The 11,352-nt window shown below is 59.9% G+C and carries 7 protein-coding genes and 8 pseudogenes; 11 read left to right on the top strand and 4 right to left on the bottom strand.

The window, feature by feature from the left end; translation table 11 throughout:
- Positions 1–1,567 precede the first annotated feature (1,567 nt).
- From I6F35_RS39025 to I6F35_RS40065, 6 genes and pseudogenes are all read left to right on the top strand, one after another.
- Positions 1,568–1,714: pseudogene (locus tag I6F35_RS39025) on the top strand (transposase); the annotation flags it as partial.
- 259 nt (positions 1,715–1,973) lie between these two features.
- The gene (gene tnpB, locus I6F35_RS39020; RefSeq protein WP_225122884.1) at positions 1,974–2,321 is read left to right on the top strand and encodes an IS66 family insertion sequence element accessory protein TnpB; all 348 of its coding nucleotides are present in this window, start codon (positions 1,974–1,976) and stop codon (positions 2,319–2,321) included.
- A gap of 93 nt (positions 2,322–2,414) precedes the next feature.
- Positions 2,415–3,218: pseudogene (locus I6F35_RS39015) on the top strand (IS66 family transposase); the annotation flags it as partial.
- A 207-nt stretch (positions 3,219–3,425) separates the two neighbouring features.
- Complete coding sequence (locus I6F35_RS40395) at positions 3,426–3,560, top strand: hypothetical protein (protein ID WP_275945544.1); 135 nt, start codon at positions 3,426–3,428, stop codon at positions 3,558–3,560.
- A gap of 214 nt (positions 3,561–3,774) precedes the next feature.
- Positions 3,775–5,004, top strand: a pseudogene (gene ltrA, locus I6F35_RS39010) (group II intron reverse transcriptase/maturase).
- An 82-nt stretch (positions 5,005–5,086) separates the two neighbouring features.
- Positions 5,087–5,927 (top strand): annotated as a pseudogene (locus I6F35_RS40065) (IS66 family transposase); the annotation flags it as partial.
- Positions 5,928–6,460: 533 nt separating this feature from the next.
- On the opposite strand, the pseudogene tnpB (I6F35_RS38995) reads toward I6F35_RS40065, so the two are convergent.
- Positions 6,461–6,805 (bottom strand): annotated as a pseudogene (gene tnpB / locus I6F35_RS38995) (IS66 family insertion sequence element accessory protein TnpB).
- Positions 6,806–6,940: 135 nt separating this feature from the next.
- Positions 6,941–7,180 (bottom strand): transposase, encoded by a 240-nt coding sequence (locus I6F35_RS38990; protein WP_225122883.1) that lies wholly within the window; start codon positions 7,178–7,180, stop codon positions 6,941–6,943.
- Positions 7,181–7,339: 159 nt separating this feature from the next.
- Here I6F35_RS38990 and tnpB (I6F35_RS38985) point away from each other — a divergent pair, with 159 nt between their 5' ends.
- The 5 genes and pseudogenes from tnpB (I6F35_RS38985) to I6F35_RS38965 form a co-directional block, all read left to right on the top strand.
- Complete coding sequence (tnpB, locus tag I6F35_RS38985; RefSeq protein WP_225122882.1) at positions 7,340–7,681, top strand: IS66 family insertion sequence element accessory protein TnpB; 342 nt, start codon at positions 7,340–7,342, stop codon at positions 7,679–7,681.
- A gap of 73 nt (positions 7,682–7,754) precedes the next feature.
- Positions 7,755–8,315: pseudogene (locus I6F35_RS38980) on the top strand (IS66 family transposase zinc-finger binding domain-containing protein); the annotation flags it as partial.
- Positions 8,316–8,512: 197 nt separating this feature from the next.
- Positions 8,513–8,842, top strand: coding sequence for a hypothetical protein (locus tag I6F35_RS38975; RefSeq protein ID WP_225122881.1), 330 nt, complete (start codon positions 8,513–8,515; stop codon positions 8,840–8,842).
- A 330-nt stretch (positions 8,843–9,172) separates the two neighbouring features.
- Positions 9,173–9,463 (top strand): hypothetical protein, encoded by a 291-nt coding sequence (locus I6F35_RS38970; protein WP_225122880.1) that lies wholly within the window; start codon positions 9,173–9,175, stop codon positions 9,461–9,463.
- Positions 9,464–9,534: 71 nt separating this feature from the next.
- Positions 9,535–9,625, top strand: a pseudogene (locus I6F35_RS38965) (IS5/IS1182 family transposase); the annotation flags it as partial.
- Between the two features lie 316 nt (positions 9,626–9,941).
- Here I6F35_RS38965 and I6F35_RS38960 read toward each other — a convergent pair.
- Both I6F35_RS38960 and I6F35_RS38955 read right to left on the bottom strand, forming a co-directional pair.
- Positions 9,942–10,115, bottom strand: coding sequence for a hypothetical protein (locus I6F35_RS38960; protein WP_225122879.1), 174 nt, complete (start codon positions 10,113–10,115; stop codon positions 9,942–9,944).
- A gap of 520 nt (positions 10,116–10,635) precedes the next feature.
- Positions 10,636–11,352 (bottom strand): annotated as a pseudogene (locus I6F35_RS38955) (IS3 family transposase); the annotation flags it as partial.

Below are 11,352 nucleotides of genomic sequence, written 5' to 3'. Positions count from 1 at the left end.
GATTTCGTAGCGCGATTTCCATCTGCACCACAGGCGCTGCCCGGAGACGTCGCCGAACGCCTTGGTGCGGTCGGGCTGGATGATTCCGGTTCCGCCGGCCGTGCGGGTGTGGATTGCGACTGGCCACACCGACATACGGAGTGACCTGCTTGTCGGCGTCGACCCGCGCGTTCAGCCAATTGAACAGCAGGGTCAGAAGACAGTCCGGGAACGCGTGAAGTTTATCCTTTGAGAAAGCTTGAGCCGCTCTCGCGAGCGGCTCGAGCCCGAAGGCCATTGCACTTCTCAGTTTTTCAGCAAATGTTTTGTTCGCAACACGAGGCATCACGCAGCGATTGGCAATTCATCCCGCCGCGCGAGCCACTTCAAGACATCGATTTCATGAACTCGACATTTGTCTGTCCATGCGCGAACATTCTTCGCGATGGTGTTCCAACTGAGGTCTTGTAGGCGGACAAGTAGCCGAATTGGCAGAATCACATCTCGTGATCGAAAAACACCCTCAACGGAGGACTTTTTACCACAGGGTAAGCATCATCACATCTCTGAACAAAGAGGTGAGGCATCTCGGCACGCTGGTTTGACGCCTCCAAGGTAGTCGGTCCAATGTGCGTTCAAGCCGACCGTTTGGAGAAACGGGCATTGAAAGGGAGGCTGGACGAACTCCCCTTCAAATGACCGAGCCTGCTCGCCGACCGTCATGACGCTGTCGATCCGTCTCCTACTTGCCGATATATACTTTCGAGGATTACTTCGCTCAGTTTTGGATTCCGACTTACTTGGACCATCGGAAAACTGAACTTGCACAGCAGCTGTGCGCTGTCTGCGACCTTCCAGCCGACAGAGCAGAGGAGCTCACGACAGAGCAGAGGAGCTCATTCAGTGGTTGAGAGAAGAAGAGTTTGCGACAGTTCTGGGGAAGTGCATTAATCAGTTTAAGTTGCGGTAAAGTCAGTTGGAGCCAAAACTAAGAGAGCTGTCTCTAATCACTTCAGCAAACAACTTGACTCTTGGAGCCCTGCTACAAATCCTCACTGCGCAGGGGAAATCAGTAAGCCCGCACTTCGAAAGGCTCGCGAGAAACGCCTTACGAGGATTGGGCGACAGCCAGTTTTTTCTCAATGAGATTTTGTGGAGAGCCCGAATTTGGTTATGTCGTTCGAATGCGCAGGATCTATGGCATCTCTACTGAGCATGTCTTTCGCTCGTTCCAAGACTTTTCCATTCTGCATTCCAGTGACGAGGCTTGCGGTTTTAGAATTGCCCGGCTCTCAAACCTTTATCGCTTTTTCATCGCCGCTATCGCAAAGAACTATCGGATATGAAAACGCTTAGCGTCGATTCAAATGGTGGCCGACTTCAATTCCTTTCTAAACGGTAATACGTGGGACCGATTGAAAAAGGCTTCGTGTTCGTTGACGAACTGCATCTGTTCTCCGCTACTGAACGGGAAATCCTACATAAGTTAATCAGAAGCTGGGGGGACGAGAGCATTAAGCCCCCGGCAAGGACCGCCTTCAGGATTGTGCTCACGCATGAGATGGTTTGCTCATCAATTTGCAAGCAAATGAGAAACGTGACGACAGTTACGGTTCTATCCGGTCCGGAACGGCGACGGCGGTGGACTACTGCTGAGAAGCTTCGGATCGTGGAGGAGAGTTTGGCGCCGGCGGCCAGTGTTGTCGAGGTTGCGCGGCGACATGATGTCCACCCAATCCGCTCACCGTTCGGCGGCGGCAGGCGCGCACGGGAGCCCTCGCCAGAGGGACCGAGGCGGCGTCCAGACCGGATGACGAAGTCCGCTTTGCTGCGGTCTCGGTTGCACCAGAACAGCAAACTTTGACGGCGCTCTCTGGGAGCTGTGGGGCGATCGAGATCGAGTTTGCGAACGGGACACGGTTGCGGATCACGGGTGCGGTCGATAAGGCGAGGCTGACGGCAGCAGTGGCGGTGCTGGCCGATGGGCGACCACGATGATCCCGTTGTCGACCGGCGTGCGGGTGTGGCTTGCGACCGGCTATACCGACATGCGGAAGGGCTTTCCGTCACTGGCCTTGCAGGTCCAGGAGATTCTGCAGCGTGATCCACTGGGCGGTCATCTGTTTTGCTTCCGAGGTCGTCGGGGTAACCTGCTGAAGGTGATCTGGCACGATGGCCAGGGTGCTTGCCTGTTCACGAAGCGCTTGGAACGGGGCCGCTTCCTGTGGCCGAGCCCGGCCGATGGCGCGGTGACGATCTCGTCCGCCCAACTCGGCTATCTGCTGTCCGGGATTGATTGGCGACACCCCCAAGAGAAGTGGCGACCAACATCGATCGGGTAGTGCTTTTGGCTTGCGTATGGTGATGGATGTGATTCCATCGCCGGCGTGACTGCCCCTGAATCGCTACCCACCGATCTGGCCGCCGCGCAAGCGATGATCCTCGCCGAGCGCGCGGCACGCCTGCAAGCGGAAGCGGCTGCTAGAAAGGCGCAAGCTGCGGCGACCAGCGCCCAAGCCGAAGCGACGAGCGCCAAGGCGGAGGCCGCCAATGCGATAGCGGACCTCTCGAACACCGAAGCCCTGATTCATCGTCTCAAGCTCGAGATCGAGAAGCTGCGGCGCCAGCTCTACGGCGGCCGCTCGGAGCGTAAGGCGCGGTTACTGGAGCAGATGGAGCTTGAGCTCGAAGAGCTGGAAGCGGCGGCAACCGAAGACGGACTGGCAGCCGAGAAGGCGGCGGCCAGGACGCAGACCATCCAGTCCTTCCAGCGCAAGCGTCCCTCCCGCAAACCCTTCCCCGATCATCTGCCGCGCGAGCGTATTGTCATTCCGGCACCGGAGAGCTGTCCATGCTGTGGGTCATTGAGGCTGTCGAAGCTGGGCGAAGACATCACCGAGACGCTGGATGTGATCCCGCGGCAGTGGAAGGTGATCCAGACCGTGCGGGAGAGGTTCTCGTGCCCGGATTGCGAGAGGATCACGCAGCCGCCGGCGCCCTTCCATGTGACGCCGCGCGGCTTCGCGGGGCCCAATCTGTTGGCCATGATCCTGTTCGAGAAGTTCGGCCAGCATCAGCCCTTGAACCGGCAGAGTGAACGCTACGCCCGGGAAGGCATCGATCTCAGCCTGTCGACGCTCGCCGACCAGGTTGGGGTCTGTGCGGCGGGACTGCAGCCGCTTGACCAGCTGATCGAGCGCCACGTGCTCTCCGCCGAACGGCTGCATGCCGATGATAGTGTGCTGCAGAAGCACACAAAAAGGATGATCGAGATGATCTGAAAATCTGTGGGCATAAGCTGCGGCAGCGATGAGGGCAGGCCCCTCGGGATCGACTTTCAGGAGTAGGTCTCAAATCACTTCAAGTGGCTTCGCTTAAGAGGCGTGGTCGTGAGCGTTGAAGCTAACGGTCGGGGATACCCGAACGGATATGCGTCCGAGAGACGAATGAAAATGAACCCGCCGATGAACCGTCGTAACGTGGAGATCGTCGTCAAAACCAGAGGTGTGTCGTCCTTCTGGGAGCAGTCCGCCGGAAGCCTGATGACCGGGCGGGCGGCGACCGGCGTTGAGGGGGCGTGAATCGGATGCAGGCGCTGCCACGGAACTGCAGGAACCAGTCGCTCCGATGGAAAGGGAGAAGCACAAGCGGAGAAGACCGCGAGGCGAGATTACCGACGCGGAGCACTGGGACGGACCGATCCGTATTAGCGACGAAGGCTCGTAATGGGGCCGGAGCGAAGGGATCGGATCAGGTGGGCTGGCCATCGTCGCAACTGACAACAGGAGGACGACGGTGAACCAGCCGAGCAAACCGTTCAATATCGACAAGAAAGAGGTGTACGAAGCATATCTGCAGGTGCGATCCAATGGTGGCGCAGCCGGTGTCGACGGAGTGACGATTGAGCAGTTCGAGTCCGACTTGAAGAGCAATCTCTACAAGATTTGGAATCGAATGAGCTCAGGCGCTTACTTCTCACCGCCTGTTCGCGCCGTGTCCATTCCAAAGAAGAGTGGGGGCCAAAGGATCCTCGGGGTGCCCACTGTGGCAGACCGCGTGGCACAGACGGTTGTCAAACAACTAATTGAGCCGACTCTCGACACAATCTTTCTGGCGGATTCTTACCTACAGACCCGGTAAATCGGCTCTCGATGCCGTAGGCGTGACGCGACAGCGGTGCTGGAAGTACGATTGGGTTCTAGAGTTCGGCATCAAGGGACTGTTCGACAATATCGACCACGAGCTTCTGCGGCGGGCCGTCCGGAAACATGTGACGTGTGCATGGGCGCTGCTCTACATCGAACGATGGCTGAAAGCGCCGATGGTGCAAGAGGATGGAACGATAATCGAGCGAAGCCGCGGCGTGGTGAGCCCGATCCTCGCCAACCTCTTCATGCACTATGCATTTGATCTCTGGATGGCACGGATGTTCCCCGATCTCAGGTGGTGTCGGTATGCGGATGACGGGTTGGTACATTGTCGGAATGAGATGGAGGCGCAAAGCGTTCGCGAAGCGCTCCAGGCTCGGCTGGCGGAGTGCCGCCTCGAATTGCATCCTACGAAGACGAGGATCGTCTACTGCAAGGATGATCGACGCCGAGGTAAAAGCGAGACGGTCATGTTTGACTTTCTCGGGTATTGCTTCCGGCCACGATCGGTCCTGGGGCCGCATTCGCAGAAGATGTTCTGTGGGTTCACCCCAGCGGTCAGCAAACCAGCGCTGAACGCCATGCGGGCGACGGTCCGAGGCTTGAAACTTCGCAGGCGAACCGAGGTGACGCTGGACGATATTGCTCGCGAGCTAAACCCGATGGTTAGGGGGTGGATCGGTTATTATGGGCAATACACGCGCTCAGCGCTTTATCCGTTGGCACGCTACATCAACCAGACGTTAGCTATCTGGCTGAAGCGAAAGTACAAGCGCTTCCATCAGGACGCGCGCGTCTCTTCCTGGAGAAGATCGCGCGTGAGAACCGCAGGCTCTTTGTGCATTGGCAACTCGGCGATGGCGGCAAGCTTGCCTGATGGGAGCCGGGTGAGGCGAGAGTCTCACGCCCGGTTCTGCGAGAGGCTGGAGGTGAAATCCCTCCGGCCTACTCACCCCATCGTGCCGATCCTGGCCAAAGGCCAGACGGTCAAGGGGCACATCTGGACCTCCGTCCGCGACGACCGGCCGTTCGGGGGACGGGCCCCGCCGGCAGCGCTCTATTACGCCTCCCGTGATCGAAGGCAGGAGCATCCCGCCCGGCATCTTTGCGGCTTCACCGGCATCCTGCAGGTGGACGCCTATAGTGGCTACAATGAGCTGTACGAGCCATCGCGCACCCCGGGACCGATCACTCCCGCACTGTGCTGGGCGCACGCTCGGCGGCAGTTCTTCGAGCTGGCGGGCATCGCCGCCAATGCCCGGCGCGGCAAGCGGGGCAGCGATCTCGCCAATTGCGCTGGAAGCGGTCAAGCGCATCGACGCCTTGTTCGACATCGAACGCGGCATCAACGGCAAATGCGCCGAAGAGCGTCTGCACGTACGCAAGGAGCAGAGCGCGCCGCTGCTGGCGGCCCTGGACGCGTGGCTGCGCGAGCAGCGTGCCCGTCTGTCGAACTCATCGTCGGTCGCCAAGCCGATCGACTATATGCTGTGCCGCTTCGATCGGTTTGCTCGCTTCATCGATGACGGGCGAATCTGTCTGACCAACAATGCCGCCGAACGCGCGTTACGTGGGTTCGCACTGGGACGCAAATCCTGGCTCTTCGCTGGCTCGGAACGTGGTGCCGATCGGGCCGCTGTCATGGCGACGTTGATCATGACCGCAAAACTCAACGACGTCGATCCGCAAGCTTGGCTCGCCGATGTGCTCGCGCGCATCGCTGAGACGCAGCAGAACCGTCTTGCCGAACTCCTACCGTGGAATTGGAATCCGTCATCGGCAAAGGCAGTTGCAGCATAGGCAGAAAATGGCTCACGGACGAAACAAGTATCAGTCACGAGAGAACCGGGCTCGTGTCCGCGAGGTCTTGCTTCGTGACTGGGACCCTATGGGAGTCTACGGCATACCAGGGGCCACCGACGAATACGACACGTACGCAAGATAGGGCGTACGTGATGCTGATGGACGAAGGGGCAACCGGGCGCGAAATCGCGGACTATCTCTATACCGTTGCCACCGAGCATATGGGACTAACCGCCCACGCACGACTAGCCGAGAAGAGTGAGCAGGTTGCCCAACTACTAGTCCAGCTTCGACCTGAGTTCGGTACTCACTGAAACAAATCACGCGAAAATTAGCTGAGCGCGGCCCTCACCGCAGGGTTACCTTCGCTTTTCGCCAGCGCCAGTTGTTCGCGCTGCGCAAGGATCATTGCGTGCGCAGCGGCAAGGTCGGCGGGAAGCGGATCGGAAGGCGTTGTCACGAGGGCAAATCAATCATATTCGCCGCTAAAGTTCGCGACCGATCTCCCTCGTGAGTCAATAAGCCACAGCTTAACCGGAAGCCTGCGGACGCCAGGTTGCCTGCGGCATTCGCCAGTCAATTCCGGACAGGAGATAGGATAGTTGCGCAACGCTGATTGTCACAACGCCGTCCGCCAGTGATGGCCACAAAAAGCGGCCGCGCTCCAACCGCTTCGTGAACAGACATGCGCCCTGGCCATCATGCCAAATGATCTTGATCAGGTCGCCGCGGCGGCCCTAAAAACGAAGATCACCAGCGTGCGGATCACGCCTCAAGCTCTCCTGAACCAGACGCGCAAGGCTCGGGAAGCCTCGGCGCATATCGGTATGGCCGGTCGCAAGCCACACCCGCACATTACCCGGTATGGCGATCATCGGCGCTCAAGCACCTCGAGGACCCGCGCCAGCGCCTCCGGGTCGACGTGCGCATCCACCCGGATGCGTCGCTGGTTGCCAAGATCAATCTCGATGAATCCAGTACGCGCGGACGCTACGGAGCGCACCCGGCCGTCACACGCAGGCAAAAGCTTCGGATTTTCCTCCACCTCCGTAGCGACGATCTGCACCGGCGCAAAAGATGGTATAACCTGCTCTGATGTCCGTGCTTGTCGACGCCAGGTAAACACCGCTGCGGCGCGCAACCTCAGTCACCTTCGCGCCCGGCACCAACGTCTCCTCGACAATCCGCGCCTTGTCGTCCTGCGACCAGCGCCGCCGCCGCTCCAGCCCGCCCAAAAGCTCGACCCGCATCGCCTGATGACCTTAAAGCTAGACTTAAGGTCACACGCTTCGCGAATTACCTCGCGTCACGCAAGACGGCGCCCGTCGGATGCGTACGGTCATTGTGCGCGCTGGCGTGGACGTCGACGAGGCGCACTTGCAGCGGGTGATCCGGGCGGTCCGTTCGGCATGATCCCCTCTGGTGTGAAGGTGTTCCTCGCCAGCCATCCAGTCGGCTTCCGCAAGGGTATCGATGGTCTTGTTGCGCTTGTGCGCGATGCCGGCTCAGATCCGTTCGACGGTGCGCTCTATGTGTTCCGGGCCAAAAGAGCCGACCGAATCAAGATCGTGTGGTGGGATGGCTCCGGCGTGTGCCTTTATTTAAAACTTGAAAAGACAAAGTTCTGCTGGCCGCGGATCGGGCATCATCGGGTGCAGCTCAACCCCGCGCAGTTGATGGCACTGCTGGATGGGATGGACTGGAAGCGGGTCCGGACCATGGCGGTCAAGCCGCCGCAGATTGTTGGGTAAAAGCGCTGCGGCGAAGTGAAGCAGCGGCCTGAAGGGCAAGAGAACCGGAGCAAAATGTGCTCTGGTCGGGCCAATGACGGCGCCCGATCTCGACCTCCCGAATGACGTAGAGACGCTGAAGGCCATGGTGCTTGCCATGGCCGAGAAGGCGGCCCGTGCCGATGCGCTGGAGAGCGAGGTCGCCGATCTCAAGGCCCGCAACGCCGATGCCGATGCGCGCATCGCGCGGCTGACGCAGATCCTGAAGCCCTTCGACCGCGCCCGGTTCGGCCGACGATCGGAAAAGCTCGGCTCTGCGAGCATCGATGACGACCAGCAGGCCTTTGTCTTTGAGGAGATCGAGACCGGCATCGCCGCGATCAAGGCCCAGGTCAGCAAGGGCCGTGAGCAAGCGGATGGGAAACGCGCACCGCTGCGGCGCAAGGGCTTTGCACCCCATCCGGAACGGATCGAAGTGGTCATTGAGCCGGAAGAATTGGCTGAGCATGCCGGCAAGCAGAAGGAGCTGATCGGCGAGGACGTGTTGGAGCGTCTGGATGTGGAGCCGGCGAAGTTCCGCGTCATCGTCACGCGTCGTCCCAAGTATGCCTTCAGGAACGCGGACGGCGTGATCCAGGCCCCGACCCCGGCCCATCACTTGATTTCTACGGAGATAAGACCGCGCAGTGGCTCAGTAATCTCACGCATCAAGAGGCCCCCTGGCTCGACGCTCGCGGCAATACGCCTATCGGGCAAGCTTCCAATGCAATTATCACGCAGGCCGCCATGCACGAATATTATTCGTCGCTCGACTAGCCGCAGGTGGGTAAGAAGAGCGACGCACGCGCCCGAATGAAGGCGCTCGCCCGTGAGAAGTTTGATTCTACCAAAGCCAAATTCGTTGCGAAGGTGAATGGCAGCGATCAGCCAAGGCAGCTCGCTGCCCCGCCGACGAATGCTCTGCCGCGCGTAGCGCCGCATCTGGCTCGCAACGTTGTCGAGCAAGAGAAGCTGCCCAAGGCGGCGAAAGACGGCAGTCGTTTTAGCTCACGGGTCACGTGGTGTATAACGAAAGGCGACCGGGAAGACAGTTGGTCATGGGACGAACCGCGTGACTGGCAGCAAGACGAATGGGATGAAGTTATCCTATCCACCCGCCGCTCCAACACTTCGCGACATTGACATGGCAAGAGGTTGACCAATTCTCATCAGAAACCGGTCACAAGATGCACCACGGGCACGACGTTACCGACTTGATAGTTGAGGCCCAGAATCGGTGGCAGGCGCTTGACTTGGATCAGTACGATTCAGTTTTCCGCTTCCGACTTGGAGGCATGCGGCGGGTTTGGGGATTTGTCGTGCAGGCCCATTTTCATGCGGTTTGGTGGGATCGTCATCACAAGATATATCCTACGGTGCCCTCTTAGCGGCCCGGGCCGCCCAGGCCGCTATCCAGGTTGGTCGGCAGGTGTCGGGCGAGTTTAATTGCCCCCACTATTGCCTCAGGTGAGGATGTTACTGAAGCGGATCGCGGTTCCTTTCTTCTGGTTTGGCTTGCCGCATGTCGGAGCAAGCCGCTCGGGAAGCGCGCCCTCCACAGTGCAGGCCGACTGCGCGGTCGAGATCGACGGCAACGCCTACTCTGTGCCATGGCGGCTGATCGGTGAGGCGGTGAGAGCGACGTTCGCCGATGGCGTGGTGCGCATCCACCACGGGGCGCGGAACAATACGAAGATTTCTGGCGATCCCTCTAAAAAGATCCCTTCCGCGCAGACCCCTCACCTGGAGCATGGATTGGAATAAGAAGCACCTCTTTGTTCATAAGCGGCAAAGACACGCTCACCTTGGGTCTCGTTGCCGCTTACCGCGGAGCTTACGACGGCGCCAAGCAAGAAAGGTTCGAGGCTGCATTTGGCCGTCGATACGCTCGGCCATCTTCTGACGCTGCATGTCACGCCCGCCAACGCTCTCACTTAGCGAGAAAGACGCACCCGACGCACCGCCCGCTACTGACCGAAGAGTGGATCCACGGACGAGAGGATCACAGCTGTCACTGTGCCTTTCTGTCCTTCGACGGCCGGACTACCAGGGCCCAGATTGATCTGCTTAGGATAAGCACCGGAAGGACCATCGGGCGTCGCGCGGCAATAGCCATTTCTCCCTGCACCAGATCCGCCCGGTCCAGGCGTTCCGGGATCTCCTCCACGTCCAGGCAGGCCAGCGCGACCGCCCACGTTATTGATCCGGGAGAAACTAAGCACGTCATAGCTGTTCTTCGTGGTTACAAAGACCAGGTCAGCTCCGTCACCACCTTTGCCGGCGTCACCGCCTCTTCCTCCAGCACCAGCGGCACCGCCAACTCCACCTGGTCCGCCGCCCTCCTTGCAGTCGAACAGGGAGGTTGCCCCTTCCTTTCCGTTTCCGGCTCGACCGCCATTTCCACCGCGGCCTCCATTGCCGCTGTCCCCGCCATCGAGCCCGCGGAAGAGAAACACAACGTTCAGCAGACCTGGTGGAATGGGCCCGCGAGGATCGAGCAGTTCGCTAACGACGACATACACGTCAGGGAGCGGCTTTGTAGATCCTGCAAGGCCGGGTCCGCCAGGGCCACCGGGATAGCCCGGATTTCCAGTCCTGTTTGTCTCGCCTGGATGATCTGCCCCCGTTGCACCGGGCGCTCCCGGGCTCCCGTTGGCAGCGCTGAGCTTCGAAATATCTCTCTGGATGATGCTGTAAGCGTCCGGATTCGCAAATTTCATTCGCTGCGCCGCCACCACAATCCAGGGGGTGTCAAGGTTGGTAAGAGTCATTCGCGCTCCTTCGGAGAACGAAATCTCATCCGCCTTGATGATTTGTTGCGAAAACTTTTCCTCGCCCGAGATCGGAATCAGCGTCTGCGTGAGAGGCGCTGCTTTGATCGCGCTAGCAATCTCTGGGGGCAGATTGCCGATTGGTATTGACCTGCCACCGAAGTTTCATCCGGCGGCGATTAGAGTCTCGGGGTTTTGTACGCCAAGTGGCGCGGGTGGAGCAACGGACGATCGGCGGAGCTGGTCGGGGTTGCATAGCCGGTCGTCCGTTGCGGTGAGGTGGGCGGCATAGGCCGCGGGGGTGAGGTATTTCAGCGACGAGTGAGGCCGCTGGAGATTGTCGTCGGCACCCAGTTAGCGATTTTGGTGCGGGCGTCGTCGAGATCGAAGAACAGGGTCTCGTTGAGCAGCTCATCGCGCATCCGGCCATTGAAACTCTCGATGAAGCCGTTCTGCATCGGCTTTCCCGGCGCGATGAAGTGCCAGTCGATGTCTGCGTCCTTGCACCAGGCCAGCATGGCGTTGCAGGTGAACTCGGTGCCATGGTCGGACACGATCATTCCTGCTTGCCGCGTCGTGCGACGATCGCCGTCAGTTCGCGGGCGACGCGCCGTCCCGAGATCGAGGTCTCCGGAATGGCGCCCAGGCATTCCTTGGTGACGTCATCGACGATGTTGAGGATGCGGAAGCGCCGCCCGTTGGCGAACTGGTCGTGGACGAAGTCCAGCGACCAGCGCGCATTGGGCCTCGCCTCCACCAGGATCGGGGCCCGGGTCCCCACCGCCTTGCGGCGGGCTCGTCGCTTGCGGACGGTGAGCCCTTCCTCGCGATAAAGCCGGTAGATCCGGTTGATCCCCGATGGTTCGCCCTCCCGCCGCAGCA

The sequence above is a fragment of the Bradyrhizobium sp. BRP22 genome, from assembly GCF_020194175.1.
GTDB lineage: Bacteria > Pseudomonadota > Alphaproteobacteria > Rhizobiales > Xanthobacteraceae > Bradyrhizobium.
Note: the sequence above shows the minus strand (reverse complement) of the source record. Positions and strands in the feature narration are given on the sequence as shown.